The sequence below is a fragment of the Deinococcus deserti VCD115 genome, assembly GCF_000020685.1.
Taxonomy (GTDB): Bacteria; Deinococcota; Deinococci; order Deinococcales; family Deinococcaceae; genus Deinococcus; species Deinococcus deserti.
Window position 1 is genome coordinate 2790191 of record NC_012526.1, and the last position, 20310, is coordinate 2810500.

Sequence of the window (20310 nt, forward strand, 5' to 3'; positions counted from 1 at the left end):
ATGCAGGCCCGCCATCTTCTTTTGATTCGCTGTTACGGCTGGTAGGTCTTGAGCCCACCGCTGTACCCCGGCAGGGTCCGGGTGCGGTAAAACACCAGGCTGATCGGGAGGTTGCTTCCGCTGGAGGGCACGAAATCGATCTTCAGACGGTCAGACTGCGCGCGCCACAGCAGCACCGGATGTTCCGGCTGCAGAGCATTACCTGTGCGCGGCAACTTGATGGTCTGGTTGATCGGACCGTCCTGCACATTCATGGCGCCGCGGTACAGACCACCCCGCGGGCTCAGCGCCACGGCGGTCCCGCTAGCACCATTGACCTCCAGGTCGTACAGCACACCGTAATTCCCGGCCAGCCGCACAGCCTGACGGGTCAGGGCGTCAACGCCAATAATTGCCGGGTCCATTTGTCCGTCCCCAATGACGATCCGGGTGGGCAGGGCTCCCAGATTTACGCGCAGGCTGCGCACCGCCCCGGGAAAGGTACCGCGCACGTGACGTCCGTCCGGCTGCAGGTAGGGCAGTTGCTGGGCGACCTGCGCCGTGGGGGGAAGGCTCGCCTCCAGCATCAGGAAGGTCAGCTCCACGCGGCCCGAGGCATTGATGTCCTGCATGATGTTCACGCCGCTGCCGGGGTTCAGGGTTGGGCTGGCATACACCGCTGCCGTCTGTCCCGGCGCCAGGCTCAGCGTGGCACCACCGAGACTGGCAAAGTACTCCAGCAGCGTGACCTGGCCCAGCAGACCCTCGATACGGGTGGGGGCGGTTTCACCCTGACGTTCGGTGCGAACCTCGACCTCGCTGCTTTCGAGGTTGCGCGCCAGGATATACAGCCGCGCCGGGCGGCCCAGCCCGTTCATGTGGTAGGCCAGCAGGCGCGCGCGGCCTGAGAGGCTGTCCTGATACAGCACGCCGCTCTGGCTGGGCACCTCGGGACTGTCACTGAACAGCAGCGGATAGTTTGGCCCCTGAACGACCATAGGGGTGGCGGCCGGGTACGTCAGCACCTGGGAGTCAGGAAAAGCGTCACCTGGCTGCGCGTACTTGAGTCCGTAGGTCAGTGGGGTGTCGATTGGTGTGCCTTCCACCCGGATGGTGCGGGTAAACGGCTGGCTCTGCAGCCCACGGCTGTTGGTCACCGTCAGGCTGACGGTATAGGTGCCCGGCTGGAAGAACACGTCCTGGCGGCCAGTCCAGCGGCGTCCTGTGATGTCGGCGCCGTCCGGGTCATAGGGGTAGTCGGTATAGATCACCCGCTCGCCGGGGGCATAAACGCTCTTGTCGGTCGAAAAGCGGGCCTGGGGAGCCAGTGGGTTGCCCCCTTCGCGCAGCGCGGTCAGGGTCATGGTGCGCCCCGAGTCGTCGGCGGCACTCAGGTTGGCGTTGAGGGCGTCGGCCAGCGAGCGCACGCTGACGTACAGCACGCCACCGACTGTGGCCGCGTTGCCGGCAGGCTGCGGAACCCCAGCCAGCGACACCTGATGGCGGCTGGTGTCCACGCTCAGGCGGCCCAGCTGTGTCTGCCCGTTGCCGGTGGTGAGCGGCTGGCCCAGCAGCGCGGCCGTTTCGCGCAGCGGAAGCATGCTCCGCCCGCCCACATTGCGCGGGACGTTCTGCAGGCGCACCGTCTCGCCGTTGATGTAGGCCGTGGCCTGATCCACCGTGAAAGTCAACTGTACTGAACCCACCGAGGCTACTGCGGCTTGGGCACGCAGCACAGGGGTGCCAGTCAGCGGAGCGCCCAGCAGGGCGAGGATCAGCAGACCACGGGCAGAGGTTCGTCGGCGGGTCCGGAGGTGAAGGTTGGAAACAAAGCGCGAAAACGACATCCGCCGAGTATGCCCGTTGAGTCTGATTGATGTCTTCCAGAACCACTTCGTTTTCCGGCCTTCTGCGAAACCGTGAAGAGTACATCAGGAACATGAGGAGCCGAGATCAGTGAGATTGGTGAAGACCATCCTCTTTGTGGGCTGTGGCGTAGCTCTAGACTGGAGCATGTCCGTGACCAAGGAGCGCCGCCTTTGAGCTGGCCCCGCTGGGCCTGGGGGCTCCTTGGAGGAGCTGGAGTGTTGCTGGTCGTGATTGTCCTGGTTATGCCACGCGGGGGCGGGCAGGACCTGAACAATTCCGATTTTATGCAGGTGCTGAGGCAGGGCGAGGTTCAGAGCGCTGTCCTGACCTTTCAGAACGGCACCGCAGCGATCCGCGGCCAGTTGAAAAACGGGGAGCCCTATCAGACCCGGGCGCTGGCCAGTGATCCGGCGGTGCAGCTTGAAGCCCTGCAGGCCAGAGGCGTGAACGTGCAGTACGCACCAACTTCCCGCCTGAGTGGCCTGAGCCTGCTCAGCGGTCTGCTGACCCTGGCGCTGATTGCCGGACTGGTGATGGTTCTGCTGCGCAGCCGCCAGGGAAACACGCAGGACGCCACCACCACGTTCGGCAAATCGAAGGCAGCGGTGATCAGCGAGGGACAGGTGAAGCTGAACTTCACGGACGTGGCCGGCTGCGACGAAGCCAAACAGGACCTCCAGGAAGTGGTGGACTTTCTGCGCCACCCCGAGCGCTACCACCAGCTCGGCGCCCGCATTCCCCACGGTCTGCTGCTCGTCGGTCCCCCCGGCTCTGGCAAAACCCTTCTCGCCAAGGCGGTCGCCGGTGAAGCGCGGGTACCGTACTTCTCCCTGTCCGGCTCAGACTTCGTCGAAATGTTCGTCGGTGTCGGCGCTGCCCGGGTACGCGACCTGTTCGAACAGGCCCGCAAACACGCACCCTGCATCGTCTTTATCGACGAGATCGACGCCGTGGGCCGCAAACGCGGTCTGAACGTCCAGGGCGGCAACGACGAACGCGAACAGACCCTCAACCAGCTGCTGGTGGAAATGGACGGCTTCGCCTCCGGACAGGAAGTCATCATCCTGGCCGCCACCAACCGCCCGGATGTCCTTGACGCCGCGCTGCTGCGTCCGGGACGCTTCGACCGTCAGGTGGTGGTCGACGCCCCCGACGTGCGGGGCCGCGAGATGATCCTGCGCATCCACGCCCGCAAGAAACCACTCGATCCGTCGGTGGATCTCTCGCTGATTGCCCGGCGCACCGCAGGCATGGTGGGGGCGGAACTGGAGAACCTGCTCAACGAGGCGGCCCTGCTGGCGGCGCGGGCGGGGCGGACGCGGATTGTGGGACGGGATGTGGACGAGGCCCGAGACCGGGTGCTGATGGGTCCCGAGCGCCGCAGCATGGTGGTCAGAGAAGCCGACCGTAAGGTTACCGCCTACCACGAGGTCGGTCACGCCCTCGCTGCCCAGTTATTGCCGCATGCCGATAAGGTTCACAAGCTGACCGTGGTCCCGCGAGGGCGCAGCCTCGGCTCGGCGCTGTACACCCCGGAGGACCGCATGCACCACACCCGCTCGGCGCTCCTGGACCGGCTGTGCGTGGCCCTGGCCGGCCACGCCGCCGAGCAGGTGGCCACCGGGCAGGTCACAACTGGCGCTGCCAACGACTTTCAGCAGGCGACCGCCCTGGCCCGCCGGATGGTCACCGAATGGGGCATGAGTGATGTCGGTCAGATCGCCCTGGCACAGGAAAGCGCCGGTTATCTGGGTTATGGTCCGCAGGCCGCTGCCTACAGCGATCAGACTGCCCAGCAGATTGACGAGCAGGTCTCGCGTCTGCTGAACGATCAGTATGAGCGCGCCGTGACCCTCCTGACCGAGCACGTACATGTCCTGAACCGGCTGACCGACGAGCTGGTGATCCGCGAGAGCCTCAGCGGTGAGGACGTGCAGACAGTACTGGAAGGTGGAGCCCTGCCGCCGCTGGATCAGCCGTCTACCGAACCGGCGGCGGGGCACGGCACGGAAACGTCACGGCCCGGCAGTCTGGCGCCTGATCCCATCTGATCCGGACCGGCGTGAAACAAAGAGACAGGGCTCTCTGAGAGCGGGAAAGGGTGAACCCGGCGTATATGTACGTCAAACCTGCTGCCTACAGCACGTGATCAACACTCGTTAGGAGCTGGCGTGCAGCTATCCCGTGGGACAAGCCGTGCGCATCTGACCCTGCAGGCACGTGGCGCCGCAATACCCTGTGGTGGAAAAGCATCTGGATGAGGCTGTCCACGGTGGAAACGGAGAAGATCGTCCGGAAATTACTCCAGCTTCCCTGGCAGCAGCCGGCGCAGGTGCAGCAGGTGTGCCCCATGCCACTCGGTGGGGTCGTCCATGTAAGGCTGGATGCCGTCTACATACCCCAGTGCCCGCAGCAGTTCAGCGGCCCGCAGCGCATCTGCATGCAGGGACCGCAATTTCGCAGGGGAAGCGTAACCGGTCCAGCTCTGGAGATAGGCTTCTATGGCGCAGCCTCCAGCACATTTTCACCGTAGTAGGTCGTGTGCCCGACGGTCAGGCTAAGGCGGGCGAAGTGCTTTCCGTCCGGGTGCAGACACAGATGAAGGCAGGTCTGGCGCCGGGTCATGTCGTTCAGCATGTCAGGCGGAGTGAGCGGCTCGCATCGGCCAGCTGGCGGGGGCGGCACAATAGGCAACATGGACCGTGAACTGAATTTCGCGCGCGAGATCTTGGGAGAGCGCTCCTACCGCGACGTACCTGAAGGTGAAGTCCTGCGCGAGGCCGAGCGCCTGCTCGCAGGCTGGATGGCCGGTGAGCTGCGCATGGAACGGCCAAAACTCTACGACCATTACGCTCTGCTGCTGCTCGCTCTGCTGCGCCGCAACCGCGAACTGGAAGCCCGCATCTCAGCGCTGGAAGCGCAGGTGGCCCAGCCGTGAAGGTCAAGGTGTGCGGCACCACCAGCGTACGCGACGCCGTGCTCAGCGCTGAGGCTGGAGCCGACGCCCTGGGATTTATCTTTGCGCCAGTCAGCCGCCGGCTGGTCACGGCTCAGGTCGCCCGGGAGGCTGGGCTCAGCGTTGGCCCCGCCGTGGCAAGGGTCGGCGTCTTCCTGAATCAAGGCCTGGACGAGGTTCTGCGTCTTTCGGAAGCTGCGCGGGTCTCGGCGGTGCAGATTCATGGCCCGGTGTCAAGTCTTTACCTGGAGCATCTGGCTGCGTATTATCCCGTTCTGCGTGTGTTGCGCCCCGCCGATCTGGCGGCAGCGCAGGACGTGTGGAGAGGCCCGGGCCAAGTGACCTTGATGCTGGATGCGCCGGAGCCTGGGGGCGGCCAGCCTCTGGACTGGGCTGGGCTGCGCCCGGAATTTCCGGTCGGTGCATGGCTGGCCGGTGGCCTGGGACCCCAAAATGTGGCGCAGGCTGTCCAGGTTCTGCGCCCCGCCGGGGTGGACGCTGTCAGCCGCCTGGAAGTACAGCCTGGAGTCAAGGATCCGGAAGCCGTGCGGGCCTTTGTGAGAGCGGCAAAACAGGCAATTGGCCAAAGTTATCCACAGTGAAACGCCTTCCTGTGGATAACTTTCCCGGGATTGGAGCAGCTGCGCAAAGCTCGCTTCCACGACGTTCCACACAGAGTTTCTCTTTGTGATTCCCTGGCGTCACAGACACCTTATCCACAGCTTGTCCACAAGCCCTGTGGATAACTCTGTGGATAACTTTTAACTCCGGTCGCGGCTTATCGTGGTGCTGCAGGCGCCCTGGTTGTTGGCACGGCAGCCGTACAAATCGGGAAAATCATACGGCATTTCAGCTGCTTTTTTGTGACCGAAGCCCCAGGTGGAGAGCTGCCGTATGCAGTCATTTCAAAATTCTGCAGTTCCGGGAAGTCCCATCCAGGTTTTCAGCCACTGTCCACCATGCACCACATGGAGGGGACCCCTCACGTCCGTCCACGAGGCCGCCAGAGGCACCCTTGCCAGGGTATGGGCCTTGATCAGCAGATTTTCCATATTGCCGTGATCGCTGCTCAGAACCACTTCTGCCCCGCTGGACAGCAGCCCTTCAATCAGGGCGTCGACCCGGCATAGATAGGTCCGGGCAGCCCGCATCACCTCAACAGGAGTGGGGTCGCGGCCTGCATGTCCCAGCAGGTCACTGAACCACAGGTCAAGAATCAGCAGATCCCAGGCACGGGCTGCGCCTCCCAGGGCTGTGCCCAGCGCTGAAACGTCAGAAAGGCTCATGGTGTGTGCCAGCCAGGGCGCGCGGTAGTCCAGGCCCAAGGAGGCCGGCACCAGCGGCAGGCCAGGTGGGTTCAGCGGCAGCCTTGCGGCCTGAATTGAAAAGGGAAAGCATCCCAGACGCGAACGGCGGCGCTGCGCCTCAAAAAACGCCGGAGCATAGTGGTTGGCCAGCGCCACGCGCGCTCCGGCCTGAACCAGTTGCACGGGCAGGCTGTGCTGGGCCAGCAGGCGCTGCAAGGTCGGCCCAGGGTGAGGCCCGAAGTGCTCGCCCATGACCCTCACCGCATCCTGGCCGGTCAGCCAGCAGCTCTGCCCTGTCCCGGACTGGGGCTGGCCCGGCACGCCAAGAGTGGCGTCCAGTGCCGCGCCACGGTCTACCAGAGGGCGCAGGGTCGGCAGTGCCTGCTCCCAGGCGCTGCCGCCCGGAGCGTCCAGGGGGTGGCCCACGCCGTCCAGCGCGATCCATACCTTCACCCGCTCGTCCTCGCCGCAAGCCTCACGGCCGCAGCATAGCGGTGCTCAGTGAGGCCGCCAGGCAAGCACGTCCACATGTGTGCCATCAGGGTCACCGCTGGCGCAGCGCTGTCCCCAGGGTGCATCGAAAGGCTCAGTGATCACGTGGTATCTGGCGTCCCCAACCCGGCGGACGACCTCATCAACTTCAGCCGCATCATCGGTCTGCACCACCACGCCGATTCGGCCACCAGAGAAAGTAAGCACCAGGAGGGATTGACCTGACGCAGCAGAACCTAGGCTTTCCAGGCAATCCACAGGCCACCGACCTCAACCCTCCTATGGTCCTGCGTGGGGTCGGCGCACAAGGAGACATGAAGCCCCTACATGAGGTCAAAGTCCAGCGCTGCCGACATCTCTGAGACGACAAAGCCTGCGTGGCTCAACCGCATCTTCTGACTTCACGGACCGCAGCTGCCAGCTGCAGCTGGCAGGTGGAGACCCAGACCGCCTGGACCTGATTCCACGCCACCTGACCACCACGCCCGCTTATACCTGCGCCGCGCGGCGTTCCTCAATGACCTTTCTGGCCAGATGTTCGGGAACCTCCTGGTAGCCGAATGGCTTGACCGAGTAGGCGCCCCGGTCACCGGTCATGCTGCGCAGGTCAGCGTTGTAGGTCTGCAGTTCCGACTGCGGCACCACCGCGCTGATGGTAAAGACACTGCCTTCGGGCTCCATCCCCTGCACCCGCGCCCGGCGGGTCTGCAGGTCACTCATCAGGTCACCGGTAAAGGACGCCGGGGCCCGGACCCGCAGCAGCATGACCGGTTCCAGCAGAACGGGACGGGCCTGCTCCAGGGCGTTGCGCATGGCCAGCGCCCCTGCCATGCGGAAAGCCAGGTCGCTGCTGTCCACCTCATGGTAGCTGCCGTCCAGCACAGTGACATGCACGTCCTGCACCGGGAAACCGGCCAGGCTGCCCTTGACCATGGCGTCCTGTACGCCTTTTTCAATGCTGGGCAGGTACTTGCTGGGAATGGCTCCGCCTACCACCGCACTGCTGAAGAGGTAGCCCTTTCCCGGCTGGATCCGCAGCACACAATCTCCAAACTGGCCGTGCCCCCCCGACTGCTTCTTGTGCCGCCCCTGGGCCTGCGCTGTGGCACGTATGGTCTCGCGGTACGGAATCTGCGGTGGGGTGGTGCTCACCTTGACCCCCAGCGCCGCGAGTTTCTCCACAGCGATGGTGGTGTGCATCTCGCCCATGCCGCCCAGCAGCATTTCGCCGGTCTGCGGTTCGCGGCTGTAGTTCAGCGTAGGGTCTTCTTCGAGCAGCTTGCCCAGCGCGTCTCCCAGACGGTCCTCGTCCTGACGCGTCTGCGGGTGCAGGGCCACCGTGTGCACCACGTCCGGCAGTTCCAGCGGATCGTATTCGATCGGGTGCTGCGGATCGGCCAGGGTATCGCCCGTATGCAGGTCCGGGCTCTTGGTCAGCACGCCGATCATGCCCGCGCTCAGCTCCGGGACCTCCTGCAGCTCCCGCCCGCTGGCCACATACAGGTGGGCGGGACGCAGCTCGGCGCCCCGGGTCGTGTTGCGCACCGTGTCACCCGCGCGCAGCGTGCCGCTCCAGACCCGGACGTGCGCCACCTTGCCCACATACGGGTCCATGCTGACGCGCCAGACCCGCGCGCTGAAGGGTGCCTCGGGGGTGGGCGCACGGGTCTGACCGTCTACTCCGGTCACGTCCCCACGTTCGGCCGCGCTGCGCAGGCCGTGAACCATCAGGTCCAGCAGTTCGTCCAGACCCACCCCGGTGGTGGCGCTGACCGGCAGGGCCGGGTACAGCTGGCCGGCATGCACGGCCCGGAAAAACGCCGCCCGCAGTTCCTCTGTGCTGATCTCCTCGCCTTCCAGATACCGGTTCATCAGCTCGTCGTCGGATTCGACGATGGCGTCGGTCAGCACGGTGCGGGCCTCAGCCACGGCGCTGCGCAGCTCGTCCGGCACCTGATCCTCGTCGGACAGCACGTCCACCAGGCCACGGAAATCAGGGCCTTCACCGTCCGGGAGGTAAGCGGCCACCGTCGGGCCGGGCAGGGTGGCACGCACGTCCGCCAGGGTCGCGGCAAAATGCGCACGCTCCCGGTCCATCTTGCCCAGCACCACGATGCGCGGCATGCCGAAGCGGTCGGCGGTGGTCCAGACCCGTTCGGTACCGACCTCGACCCCGCCTGTGGCACTGACCACCACGATCACGTTGTCAGCCGCACGAATTCCCCCGCGGATCTCACGCACGAAATCCGCGAAGCCCGGCGTGTCCAGCAGGGTGATGCTGGTGTCCCGGTGCTGCAGGCGCAGCACGCCGGTACGGATCGAAAAGCCATGCTGGCGCTCTTCTTCACTGTGGTCGCTCTGGGTCGTGCCGTCCTCAACACGGCCGGCACGTGAAATGGCCCCGCTCCGGTGCAGCAGGGCTTCGCTGAGCGTGGTTTTTCCGGCGCCGGAGTGCGCCGCGAGACTGACAATACGAACGGGCATGTGCATCACCTCTGGTCTGGGCAGTGAGAGGAGAGGGTGGCCGAACGAACGCCTGACCGGGAAAAAGGGGTGCCCTGAAGATACTCCCTTCCCGCCCGGCTGGGCCAGTGAAGACTCAGGGCCCAATGTGGCAGCATGACGCCAGCATGTCCGGCTCCCCCGAACAACCCCGTAAAGTCCGGCTGCCTGCCCTGGCGCTGGTGGCGCTGATCGGTGCACGTGGCGCCGGAAAAACCACCTTCGCCGCAGAGCACCTCAGGCCGGAGGAGGTGGTGAGCGCGGCCCAGCACGGTGAGGACCCGCTTGCTCCTCTGCTCCAGGCAGCCGGCACACGGCTGTCGCGGGGGGAACTCGCGGTGGTGGACGCGCCGCTGGTCCGTCCACACGACCGGCGGCGCGTGGTGGAGCTGGCCCGGCAGCATGACGTCTCGGCGGTGGCTGTGGTGCTGGATCTGCCACGCCCACTGCTGACCCAGCGCCTCGGACCTGAAGGTGACCGGGCTGCCCTGGCCGCCGAAGTCACCGAGCTGCACCGGACCCTGCACGGCCTGGAGAAAGAAGGTTTCCGGCGGGTCTGGGTGCTGCGGAGTCTGCAGGAAGTCAGGCAGTTCAGCCTGCAGCGCGTGCCGCTGGCGCCGGACCGCCGGGACCTGGAAGGACCTTTTGACATCATCGGTGACGTTCACGGCTGCCTGCCGGAACTGCTCACCCTGCTGGACCAGCTGGGCTACACCAGGGGGCAGGCCATGACGCCTCCACCAGGGCGCCGGGCCGTGTTTCTGGGTGATCTGGTGGACCGCGGCCCGGACAGCGCCGGGGTGCTCCGACTGGTCATGGACATGGTGAATTCCGGCGCGGCGCTGTGCCTGCCCGGCAACCACGAGGAAAAGCTGCTGCGCGCCCTGAACGGCAAGGCGGTGCGTGCGCTCCATGGCCTGGACGTGACACTCCAGCAGCTGCACGCTGCCGGCGAAGCGTTCCGCTCGGAGGTGCGGGCCTTCGTGCAGAGCATGCCCAGCCACCTGCTGCTGGATGGTGGCCGGCTGGTCGTGGCGCACGCCGGTTTGCCTGAGCATTACCACGGCCGGGTATCGGGCCGGGTCCGCAGCTTTGCCCTCTACGGCGACACCGACGGGCGGGTGGATGAGACTGGATTGCCGGTCCGCCGTGACTGGGCCCGCACCTACCGGGGTGAGGCCCTGGTGGTGTACGGCCACACCCCGGTCACCGCTCCCCGCTGGCTCAACGGCACCGTAAATATTGACACCGGGTGTGCCTTCGGGGGCCAACTGACGGCCCTGCGGTACCCGGAGCTGGACACCGTGAGTGTCCCGGCCAGCGAACAGTACGCGGTTCCTGGCCGCCCCCTGCTAGAGGCGGGCATACACCCAGGCTGACGCCCGCGCTGACCGGACGACCTTACCCTTGCAGGCAGCAGCACCTGACAGAATGCGGCCCATGAGTGGTCTGGTAGATGTTGCGATTATCGGTGCGGGCCCGGTGGGTCTGGCCGCCGCCATTGCCTGCAAGCGTGCAGGCCTGAGTTACGTGGTGCTGGAAAAAGGCTGTGTGGTGAACGCCATTTTCGAATACCCCACCTACATGTCCTTTTTCACCACCGCTCCAGAGCTGGAAATCGGCAACCACCCGATGGTAACCGGGCACGACAAGCCCGACCGGCGCGACGCGCTGATGTATTACCGGCTGGTCACCCAGCGCGAGGCGCTGAATGTCGAGCAGTACACCGAAGTTACTGCCGTTCATGCAGCGCCTGCCGGCTTTACCGTCCAGGTCGAGAAGCGTGACGGCAACAGCGGGGTCGTCGAGGCCCGTCGGGTGGTGGTGGCCACCGGGTATTACGACAATCCCATGGCCCTGGGCATTCCGGGCGAGGACAGCGACAACGTCAGCCACTACTACACCGAGGCCCATCCTTTCATGGGGCTGAACGTGACGGTCATCGGTGCAGGAAACTCGGCCGCCGACGCCGCCCTGGACCTGTGGCGCGGCGGGGCGAACGTGACCATGGTGGTGCGTGCCCCGGAACTGAAGCCCACCATCAAATACTGGGTGCGGCCAGACCTGGAAAACCGCATCAAGGAAGGCAGCATCACTGCCCATTTCAACTCCCAGGTCGTGGAAATTCACCCTGATCTCGTCCGGGTGCAGCGCCAGGACGGCACCACGTGGGACCTGCCGACCCATTTCACCTTCGCGCTGACCGGCTACCGCCCGGACCTGTCCTTCCTGTCGGGTCTGGGACTCGCACAGCACCCGGACGAGTGTCTGGTGCTCAGTGATCATTACGAGAGCAGCGTGCCCGGTCTGTTCGTGGCGGGCAGCGCGGGGTTTGCCGGGAAAACCAATCAGGTCTTTATCGAGAACGGCCGCTTTCACGCTGATGTCGCAGTGGCTGAAATTACCCGTCAGCTGGGGAGCGGAGTCCTGCGGCAAGGCTGAACAGGAAGAGACCCAACTCAGCCGCCCAGCGGAGAAAACTCCAGGTCGTCCAACGAAGCTATCGGGCCCCTGAAGGCCAGTCCGGCCCCTCTCCCCTCCCCCGCCTGGGGGCATTCATGGGCCACAAAGCCATGCGTGAAATACTCCCGGCATGGTTTCTGCCCTTTCGCGTGCCCTCCTGTTAGGCACACTGCTGCTGGGTGCGCACGCCGCTGCACAAAGTGTGCCGGTGTTGCCACCTGCTGCCCCGGTTACCCCAGTTCCTCCCACCGAGCCCGCGCCTGTTCCTGTGGAGCCGGCTCCTGTTGATCCAGCTCCCGTCGAGCCGGCCCCGGTAGAACCTCCTCCGGCTGAGCCGGTTCCAGTCGACCCGGCTCCCAGACCGCCTGCCAAGCCTGTGGCCCCTGCTCAGCCCGCTCCCCAGATCTCCGCTCCCCTCCTGATCAACGTGGAGGCCCAGTGGCCCGCGGTGGTCAACGGAAAAAAGACCGTGGTGCCATTTACCCGGACCCTCACTATTCCTGGACACCGCGTCAGCGTGCTGCGTCAGCGCGGAGTTATCACTCCCAGCCTGGAGGCCGACGTTGCCACCTTCATCAAGGAGCTGCCCACTGAACCCCAGGACGCCCGTTTTGAGGAGCTGTGGGATGGCTGGACCCTGGTCCAGCGAAACGGCCTGAAAGTAGACGGCGCCAAAACACGTCAGAGCATCCTGACCGCCCTGAAAAACCCCAAAGGCGTCAAGGCCACGGTCGTGATCAGTGGACAGGTGGCGCCCAAGCGCACGCTGGACTACTTTGTCTCGCGGGGCATCACCGCGCATCTAGGCAGCGGAGAGACCAACTATCACGGCAGCAGCCCGGCCCGCATGACCAACATCCACGTGGGTGCGGCCAGCTTCAAAGACCGCCTGTTTGAAGGCAAGACGTTTTCCTTTAATCAGATGATCGGGCCGATCAGCACCCAAAGCGGTTACGTGACAGGGCTGGTGATTGCTGGCGAACGTACTGCCAGTGGCGTGGGCGGCGGCATCTGTCAGGTCAGTACCACGGTCTTCCGGACTCTGTACAAGGCCGGGCTGCCCGTAGTGGAACGGCGTAATCATTCCTACCAGGTGCATTACTACGATCCGCAGGGAATGGACGCCACCATCTACCAGCCCAGTCAGGACCTGCGCTTTGCCAACGACACAGGCGGCGCCCTGTGGTTCCAGGCAGACTGGAATGACAAGGAAGCGCGCCTGAGCGTTCATGTGTTCGGCAAGGTGCGCGACCACACGGTCGAAGTCGGGGCACCGCGTACCCTGAGCACCACGCCGTCGCCTAAAGACCGGCTGATTCAGGACGCCACCCTGAATGCCGGGCAGCGCAAACAGGTGGACTGGGCCGCGCCGGGAGCCGTCATCGAGGTTACCCGGAAGTTTATCCGTGCCGGCAAGGTCTTCAAGCAGGACACGCTGCGCAGCCAGTACCGGCCCTGGCCCAACATCTTCCTGGTCGGTACGAAGTCCTGACAGAAAGGATCACGCGAAGGGGAGAGACCTGTGTGCCTCTCCCCTCTTTGCTGCTTAATGGCCGCAGCCCTTCAGTCGTCAGCCGCGTAGCCCAGCAGCGACAGGATGCGATCAAGTTCCTCACGGGACCCATAGTTGAGTTCCACACGTCCCTTGTCCTCTCCGGTGATGCGCACGCGCGTCCCGGTCCGGCGGCTCAGGTCCAGTTCGACCTGCCGGTAGGTCCTTGGTGGGTTGACCTTGATGGGCCCCGGGGCCCGGGTTTCACGCTTGAGGGCCTCGGCCTCCCGAACATTCAGTCCGTGGGTCACGATCTGGTCCAGTGCCCAGGCCCGGTCCTTCTCAGGCTGAGCCAGAATCGCCCGGGCATGGCCTGCACTGATCTGGCCACGGTCCAGGGCGTTCAACGCAGCACTGTCCAGCGACAGGAGGCGCAGGGCGTTGGCGACTGTACTGCGCCCTTTGCCCACCGCCTGGGCCACGCCTTCCTGATTCAGCCCCTGATTCATTAGCGCCTGATAGGCACGTGCCTCTTCCAGGGGTCCCAGATCCTCACGCTGAAGGTTCTCGACGATGGCAATTTCCAGCGCCTCGCGGTCAGCCAGATCGCGGATAATGACAGGGATTTCAGTCAGTCCCGCCAGCTGGCTGGCACGCCAGCGCCGTTCACCAGCAACAATCTCAAAGTTGTCCCCGCGTGGCCGCACCAGAAGGGGTTGCAGGACGCCCTTGTCGCGAATGCTCTGGGCCAGTTCAGCCAGAGCTTCCGGGGCAAAGACCTGCCTTGGTTGATAAGCGGCCTGGGTAATCCGGCTGATGCTCAGGGTCTGCACCTGGGGCCCGCCTGCGGCCTCGGGAGCGGCCTTGGCACCCAGCAGTGCGTCCAGACCACGGCCGAGACTAGATTTTTTCGACACGCTGCATCACCTCGTCGGCCAGTCGCTTGTAGGCCGCGGCACCGCTGGACAATGGCGCAAATGCGTTGATGGGCTTGGAAAAACTGGGGGCCTCGGACAGCCTGACATTGCGCGGCACTACCGACCAGAACACCAGTTCCCCAAAATGTCCGCGCACCATCGTTTCAACTTCCTGTGCCAGATTGGTCCGGCCGTCGAACATGGTCAGGACCACTCCAAGCACCTTCAGCCGCGGGTTCAGGCCGCCCTGGACGCGTTCGACGGTTTCCATCAAGCCTGCCAGTCCCTCCAGCGCGTAATACTCGGCCTGCAGAGGAATCAGCAGGGCATCAACCGCCGCCAGGACATTGACTGTCAGCGGACCCAGGCTGGGCGGTGCGTCAATCAGGACCAAGTCGTACCCACCAACACTGGCCAGCAGCCGGGTCAGGGCGTCCGGATCATCAGCCAGTTCGACGCCCGCACCGGCAAGGTCAGGGGTAGAAGGCAAAACGAACAACCCGTCCTGCAAGGTCGGCAGGGTGAACTCGGCGGCCCGGGCCGGTTCGCCCAGAGCCTCATACAGGCCCTGCTCAGCGCCGCGCAGCCCCAGGCCGCTGGTGGCGTTGCCCTGAGGGTCCATGTCGAGCAGAAGCACCTTTCTGCCACCTGCAGCCAGATAGGCCGCAAGGTTGACAGCAGTGGTGGTTTTGCCCACGCCGCCTTTCTGGTTTACGACCCCAAGCACCTTCATGGTTTTCGTCTCACTTCGCGCTCCAGAATAGCGGCTGTTGATTGGGCACGCCTTCCCGGCGCGGGTATCTGTCGGGGGTATCCCTCAGTTTCTCCACCACCACGAGTGTCCGGGCGTCTCCGAGCACGGGCAGCGTAAAGGCCTCAACCTCGGTAACACGGCCGCCGAGTTCACCCGCTGCCCGCTGCCCCGCACGCAGCTCTTCTGGACTGATCGGGCCTTTCTGCGCTACCAGAAGGCCTCCGGGCCGCAGGAAAGGCAGGGCGAGCTCTGCCAGGATGGGCAGCGCAGCGACGGCACGCACCACCACCCGGTCATACCGGTCGCGGTGCTCCGGCTGTCTGGTCAGGGTCTCCGCTCGCCCAGCCACTGGGCGAACATTCTGCAGGCCAAGCGCTTCAGCAGTGGCGCGCACGAACTCCACCTTTTTGCGGGTGGAATCCACTGGCGTGAATTGCAGTTCTGCCCGCATCAGGGCAAGCGGCAGGGTTGGGAAACCAGCGCCCGTTCCCAGGTCTACCACCTGATGGTTGCCGTCCAGGTGGCCACCCCCGAGACACGTCAGCGAATCCACGAAGTGTTTCAAAACGATGTCACGCTCGGTCTTCAGGGCCGTGAGGTTGAACCGGGCATTGCCTTCCTGCAACAGGACCAGCAGCGCCGCAAATTGATCGAGCACTGGCGCTACATCGAGTCCCAGTTCCTGCGCGCCTGCGAGCAGTAATTCGGTGGCTTCAGGATTCACAGGTGATACCTCTGCTTCATTTCCATATAACGGTCGTAAACATGGTGGTCGATGCTCTGTAAAGGCAGGGCATCCAGTTGAGGAACCAGCTGCTCCCGCAGCACCTGTCCGCGCACCATCCACTGGTAGTAACTGCGTCCTCCGTGCTCGTACGGACCGTACAGCTTGGAGCCCGGGCACAAATCAAGCAGCGTATTGAACAGTCCGGCGTGCTTCGTGTGCATCCGTACCGTCACGTGTGGCTGCTTGCCGTCTCCTCCGAAATGCCCTTCACCAATCAGCACCCCGAGCAGAAGGCCCTGTTCAAAAGTCGCCAAATCACTTCCTCCTCTTGTTTCACCGTCAAGTTTCCCGTGAAACGAAAGAATCGTCAAGCGAAAGGTGCGCCAGCACACCCTGGCGCACCTATTTGTTTCACCGTCAGGTTTCCCGTGAAACACGCTGCTGTTTCAAATGAACCAACAGGACGCCAATGTCGGCGTGCCGCACTCCAGAGATCCGCGCTGCCTGATCCACAGTCTGAGGCTGGTGGCGCGCCAGCTTCTCTCGAGCCTCATTGGACAGCGCTGCAATACCAGCAAAGTCCACGCCTTCCAGGCTGAGGCGACGGGCATGGGCTTCGGACTGTAACTGGCGGCGGGCCCGGTCGATGTATCCCGCGTATTTCACACGGATCTCCAACGCTTCCCGTTCCTCTGCGGCGAGGACAGGAAGCTCGATCCCAAGCGCTTCCACATCGGCGAGTGCGAATTCGGGTCGCCGCAGCCAGGAGTCACCTGTCTGTCCCTGAATCCTCTGGCGCTGCAACGCTTCCAGTCCTGCCTGAACCCGGCTGTACTTCGCCTCGACCCGGGATGCTTCTGCATCGGTCACCAGTCCAAGACGCAATCCCAGGGGCGTCAGACGCTCGTCGGCGTTGTCCTGCCTGACCAGCAGGCGGTGTTCGACCCGGCTGGTCATCATGCGGTAGGGCTCGTCGCTGCCCTTAAAGACCAGGTCGTCAAGCAGAACTCCCAGGTATCCGGTTTCGCGCCCGATAACCTGTTCTTCCAGGCCAAGGGAACGCCGCGCTGCCGCCATTCCCGCCACAAGACCCTGGGCCGCCGCTTCCTCATACCCACTGGTGCCGTTGATCTGCCCCGCGGTAAACACGCCGGGCAGGTACCGCGACTCCAGATTGAGGGTCAGCTCTGTCGAGTCCACCACGTCATATTCGACCGCGTAGGCGTACCGCTGGATCACAGCTTGCTCGAATCCCGGAAGGGTCCGGACCAGCTGATCCTGCAGGTGCGGCGGCAACGACGAGCTGAATCCCTGCAGATACACCTCGCTGGTCTGCACACCATCCGGCTCGACAAACAGCAGGTGCCGGTCGTGATGAGCGAAGCGCACGACCTTGTCCTCGATACTCGGGCAGTAGCGGGGTCCCAGCCCTTCGATGTCACCGGCATACATGGGAGATTCGTGCAGATTGGCCTGAATAAGGCGGTGGGTTTCCGGAGTGGTATGGGTCTGCCAGGTTGGTGATTCCGTAGCGCGCGGCCCCGGACGCCCGGTGAACCCCCGCGGCTGCGGATCAGCCGGAATTTCGAGCAACTCAGAGAAGTTCACTGCGTCTGCTCGAACCCGTGGAGGCGTGCCGGTCTTGTACCGCTTGAGAACGTGGCCCGCACTGGCCAGCGGTGCGGAAAGAAAGCGTGACGGGGGCTCACCCTGCCGGCCTTCCGGGCGGGAATGCCGGCCGTACCAGGTGACGCCGCGCATAAACGTCCCGGCGGCCACGACAACACTGCGCGCTGCCAGCCTGCGGCCATCAGTGGTCACGACCAGCCAGCCGCCCCGTCCGTCGGACTCCAGATCGGCCGCCTCGCCACGAACGATGTCAATACCAGCGTGACCAAAAATGACATCCTGCGCGCGCTCAGCGTAGGCGTCACGTTCGTTCTGCACTCTCAGGGACTGCACGGCCGGGCCTTTGCTGGCATTCAGCACCCGGGTATGAATCGCGGTCTCATCGGCCAGCCGCCCCATCAGGCCGCCCAGTGCCTGCACCTCGAACACCAGCTGGCTTTTGCCGGGGCCTCCTACTGCAGGGTTGCACGGCATCCGACCCACGGTGGCCGGGTTGCCAATCAGCAGCGCGACCCGCTCGAACTTTGCCGCGGCCCACGCTGCCTCCAGGCCCGCGTGTCCACCGCCGATTACAATCACATTCCAGCCACTCATCTCAGGCGGCAGTGTACCGGGCGGCCCGTCACACAAGGGTGACCGTCCTTCCTGGACAGCCGCGCGGGGCAGGAAAGAGACCACTACACTGCGACTATGGACTTTGCAAGTTTACGGGCCGATCTGATCGGCGGGGACGCGGCGATCCGCACACCGTTCGGAATCCGGCGCGTGACCTACGCAGACTATGTGGCCTCAGGACGGGCGCTGCACAGCGTGGAGGACCGTATCGCCACCCTCGCTCTTCCCCTGTATGCCAACACCCACACTGAAGACAGCGCAACCGGCGCACACAGCACCCACCTGACGCACCAGGCGCAGGCGTATATCAAGAGCCAGCTGGGTGGAGACGATACCTGCAAGCTGCTGTTCTGCGGGTCGGGAAGCACCGCTGCCGTGCGCCGTCTTCAGGACATCCTGGGCCTCAGTGTGCCGTGCAGTCACCGTGAAACAGTGCTCTCGAACCTGCCTGAACACGAGCGGCCCGTGGTGTTTGTCGGCCCGTACGAACATCACAGCAACGAGGTGAGCTGGCGTGAGACGCTGGCCGAGGTGATCGAGGTGCCCCTGTGCCCCAGGGGAGGCCTGGACCTCGACGCCCTGCGGGGTCTCCTCAGAAATCCTGTTTACGCACGGCGCCCAAAAATCGGCTCATTCAGCGCTGCCAGCAATGTCACCGGGCTGCTGACTGACACGCGAACCGTGGCCCGGCTCCTTCACGCCAACGGGGCGTATGCCTTCTTCGACTTTGCTGCCAGCGGACCGTACGTCAAGATTGACATGAAGCCCGGCGCTCCGGATGGTTATGACGCTGTGTTCCTGAGCCCGCACAAATTTGTAGGAGGGCCAGGCACACCCGGCCTGCTGTGTTTCCAGCAGCACCTGTACCAGTTGCAGGTCCCAAGCACCGCCGGGGGCGGCACGGTCCGCTACGTCAGCCGGCAGCGACACGCCTACATCGAGGACATCGAAGCCCGCGAGGATGCAGGCACCCCAGCCATCCTGGGCAAGCTCCGCACAGCTCTGGCCTTCCGCGTCAAAGAGGAGCTGGGGGTCAAGCAGCTGACCCAGCGTGAGCACGAACTCTTTGGACGCGCATTGGCTCAGCTGGGGGCCAATCCCCGTGTTCAACTTCTGGGCAACCCGGATTCTGCCCGCCTGGCTTTTCTGTCATTCCTTGTCAAAACGTCGCAAGGCACGTACCTGCATCCCCGGCTGGTGGTCCGGCTGCTCAACGACCTGTTCGGGATCCAGGCCCGGGGTGGTTGTGCCTGCGCCGGGCCCTATGGCCACGCCCTGCTGAACATCGACGAAGAGCACAGCGAGCGCTACTTCCAGTGCATCATGGGAGACCTTGAAGGCATCAAGCCCGGCTGGACCCGCCTCAATCTGGCTCCCTGGGCTACGGACGAGGAGGTCACCTTTTTGCTGGCCGCTGTGGAGTTCATCGCGGAATATGGAGAACGCTTCCTGCCGCTCTACGACTTCAACTGGCAGACCGGAGCCTGGACCCATGCGGACGATCAGGCCCCACTTGATCTTTTTGGGCACGAGCGGCCCCTGAAAGAAGAGGGGGCAGTGCCGTATCAGAAGTATCTGTCATACGCATTTCAGCTCGCCAGCAGCCTGAGCGAGAGGGGAGAAGCACGCGCAGTTCCACCGCAGGTGCCGGCTGACCTCGTGTTCTTTGCCCATTAACGCTTGATCGGTAGATTTTTCCGAGGTTGTTTGACGGACTGTGAGGGTGACCTGATCTCCCGGGCTTGAGTTTGTCCTCCTGACTGGGAGGGCTCAGGTCCTCTGAGCTCAAAAGGTGCCGTTGGTCCCATGAGACTCCCTGCAACAGGTCACTTCATGGGTCAGCGCGCTAGCTTATGATGCCGTCCAGACGGCAGGACCCCTGGTGCGTGCTCCACAGGACTTGAAAGCATTAACGTACGCCATCAAGCACCTGTACTTTATTGCGCGCTCCAGCTCACTCGGATATCAACCCCTCCCCAGCCATTCAGACACGCGCCATCCCAGCGGCGCTGATCACCGTGCCGGAAGACATGGACCTGTAGACTCCGGGTTCTGGGCTCATCGGCAGTTGAACCGACCTCCTGTGCAAGCGCTGTACGCCCGCTGGTCCCGACAGCCACGAAGTAGCGCACCGTCCATTCCTGAGGTGGCTGGACGACTGCATCCACCGTGAGTGCACAGCGTTTCTGAAGTTCTTTCGGGGGTAGACTCCACGCGCTCTCCCAAGCCATGAAGAGCGGAACTGCCAAAATCAACAGGAGGACACCACCCGCTTGAGCCCACGCCTTTGCAGGTGGCGTTGTGGGATTGCTCGTTCTGCTCATTTGCGCTTGTGTTTGATCACAATCATTCTTTCGCACGGCTTGAGTTCAGGACAGGAGAAATCAGAATGCCAACAAGACGAACACAGTGAGGTGGAATTAAGCGCAGAGTGACCCCAGGTAGCATCTTCTAGAGTACATTCCAGGCACAGCAGCATGATCTTGCTGGTCTTGTCGTCCATATCACCCGGGTAAACATCCCGGCTCATTCCTTATGCCGACTTCCATAGAGCCTTCTCAGTCAACTTTAGCTGTCTTCTCTTCAAGGGCGTCTCAAACTACAGCTT

General features: G+C 64.0%; 18 protein-coding genes. 7 read left to right on the plus strand and 11 right to left on the minus strand.

Annotated features, from left to right (window positions below; translation table 11 throughout):
* Positions 1–32 precede the first annotated feature (32 nt).
* A complete protein-coding gene (locus DEIDE_RS13305; RefSeq protein WP_162485471.1) occupies positions 33–1826 on the minus strand; it encodes a stalk domain-containing protein in 1794 nt (597 codons plus the stop codon).
* Positions 1827–2018: 192 nt separating this feature from the next.
* Between DEIDE_RS13305 and ftsH the strand changes: the two genes are divergently transcribed.
* Positions 2019–3899 carry an ATP-dependent zinc metalloprotease FtsH gene (gene ftsH, locus DEIDE_RS13310; protein WP_012694487.1) on the plus strand — a complete coding sequence of 627 codons (1881 nt, stop codon included), beginning with the start codon at positions 2019–2021 and terminating at the stop codon, positions 3897–3899.
* A gap of 248 nt (positions 3900–4147) precedes the next feature.
* Here ftsH and DEIDE_RS19115 read toward each other — a convergent pair whose 3' ends face one another.
* Together DEIDE_RS19115 and DEIDE_RS19780 are read right to left on the minus strand one after the other, a co-directional pair.
* A complete protein-coding gene (locus DEIDE_RS19115; RefSeq protein WP_162485472.1) occupies positions 4148–4303 on the minus strand; it encodes a hypothetical protein in 156 nt (51 codons plus the stop codon).
* A 44-nt stretch (positions 4304–4347) separates the two neighbouring features.
* The gene (locus tag DEIDE_RS19780; RefSeq protein WP_275040567.1) at positions 4348–4473 is read right to left on the minus strand and encodes a hypothetical protein; all 126 of its coding nucleotides are present in this window, start codon (positions 4471–4473) and stop codon (positions 4348–4350) included.
* A 70-nt stretch (positions 4474–4543) separates the two neighbouring features.
* Here DEIDE_RS19780 and DEIDE_RS13315 point away from each other — a divergent pair, with 70 nt between their 5' ends.
* A complete protein-coding gene (locus DEIDE_RS13315) occupies positions 4544–4786 on the plus strand; it encodes a hypothetical protein (protein ID WP_012694488.1) in 243 nt (80 codons plus the stop codon).
* A complete protein-coding gene (locus tag DEIDE_RS13320) occupies positions 4783–5406 on the plus strand; it encodes a phosphoribosylanthranilate isomerase (RefSeq protein WP_012694489.1) in 624 nt (207 codons plus the stop codon). Before DEIDE_RS13315 ends, DEIDE_RS13320 begins: the two co-directional genes overlap by 4 nt.
* 303 nt (positions 5407–5709) lie before the next feature.
* Here the strand turns inward: DEIDE_RS13320 and DEIDE_RS13325 are convergent, their stop codons facing one another.
* The 3 genes from DEIDE_RS13325 to DEIDE_RS13335 form a co-directional block, all read right to left on the minus strand.
* Entirely contained in the window at positions 5710–6564 is an 855-nt protein-coding gene (locus DEIDE_RS13325) for a hypothetical protein (RefSeq protein ID WP_012694490.1), read from the minus strand.
* A gap of 45 nt (positions 6565–6609) precedes the next feature.
* On the minus strand, positions 6610–6810 hold the full coding sequence (locus DEIDE_RS19120) for a VOC family protein (RefSeq protein WP_162485473.1): 201 nt from the start codon (positions 6808–6810) through the stop codon (positions 6610–6612).
* Positions 6811–7092: 282 nt separating this feature from the next.
* A complete protein-coding gene (locus DEIDE_RS13335) occupies positions 7093–9087 on the minus strand; it encodes an elongation factor G (protein ID WP_012694491.1) in 1995 nt (664 codons plus the stop codon).
* A gap of 146 nt (positions 9088–9233) precedes the next feature.
* Between DEIDE_RS13335 and DEIDE_RS13340 the strand changes: the two genes are divergently transcribed.
* The 3 genes from DEIDE_RS13340 to DEIDE_RS13350 all read left to right on the plus strand — a co-directional run bounded on the left by DEIDE_RS13340 (position 9234) and on the right by DEIDE_RS13350 (position 13060).
* Complete coding sequence (locus DEIDE_RS13340) at positions 9234–10484, plus strand: metallophosphoesterase (protein WP_242402925.1); 1251 nt, start codon at positions 9234–9236, stop codon at positions 10482–10484.
* A gap of 61 nt (positions 10485–10545) precedes the next feature.
* Complete coding sequence (locus tag DEIDE_RS13345; protein WP_041227289.1) at positions 10546–11547, plus strand: YpdA family putative bacillithiol disulfide reductase; 1002 nt, start codon at positions 10546–10548, stop codon at positions 11545–11547.
* Positions 11548–11698: 151 nt separating this feature from the next.
* A complete protein-coding gene (locus DEIDE_RS13350; RefSeq protein ID WP_012694494.1) occupies positions 11699–13060 on the plus strand; it encodes a VanW family protein in 1362 nt (453 codons plus the stop codon).
* Positions 13061–13131: 71 nt separating this feature from the next.
* Here the strand turns inward: DEIDE_RS13350 and parB are convergent, their stop codons facing one another.
* The 5 genes from parB to mnmG all read right to left on the minus strand — a co-directional run bounded on the left by parB (position 13132) and on the right by mnmG (position 17681).
* On the minus strand, positions 13132–13977 hold the full coding sequence (gene parB / locus DEIDE_RS13355; RefSeq protein WP_012694495.1) for a ParB/RepB/Spo0J family partition protein ParB: 846 nt from the start codon (positions 13975–13977) through the stop codon (positions 13132–13134).
* Complete coding sequence (locus DEIDE_RS13360; protein WP_012694496.1) at positions 13961–14710, minus strand: ParA family protein; 750 nt, start codon at positions 14708–14710, stop codon at positions 13961–13963. The genes parB and DEIDE_RS13360 overlap by 17 nt, the downstream gene beginning before the upstream one ends.
* Positions 14711–14720: 10 nt before the next feature.
* Positions 14721–15455: a 16S rRNA (guanine(527)-N(7))-methyltransferase RsmG gene (rsmG, locus tag DEIDE_RS13365; RefSeq protein ID WP_012694497.1), complete on the minus strand. Its 735-nt coding sequence runs from the start codon at positions 15453–15455 to the stop codon at positions 14721–14723.
* Positions 15452–15772 (minus strand): hypothetical protein, encoded by a 321-nt coding sequence (locus DEIDE_RS13370; RefSeq protein ID WP_012694498.1) that lies wholly within the window; start codon positions 15770–15772, stop codon positions 15452–15454. Before DEIDE_RS13370 ends, rsmG begins: the two co-directional genes overlap by 4 nt.
* A gap of 103 nt (positions 15773–15875) precedes the next feature.
* Complete coding sequence (mnmG, locus tag DEIDE_RS13375) at positions 15876–17681, minus strand: tRNA uridine-5-carboxymethylaminomethyl(34) synthesis enzyme MnmG (RefSeq protein ID WP_012694499.1); 1806 nt, start codon at positions 17679–17681, stop codon at positions 15876–15878.
* A gap of 96 nt (positions 17682–17777) precedes the next feature.
* Here mnmG and DEIDE_RS13380 point away from each other — a divergent pair, with 96 nt between their 5' ends.
* Positions 17778–19379 (plus strand): aminotransferase class V-fold PLP-dependent enzyme, encoded by a 1602-nt coding sequence (locus tag DEIDE_RS13380; RefSeq protein WP_012694500.1) that lies wholly within the window; start codon positions 17778–17780, stop codon positions 19377–19379.
* Positions 19380–20310 lie beyond the last annotated feature (931 nt).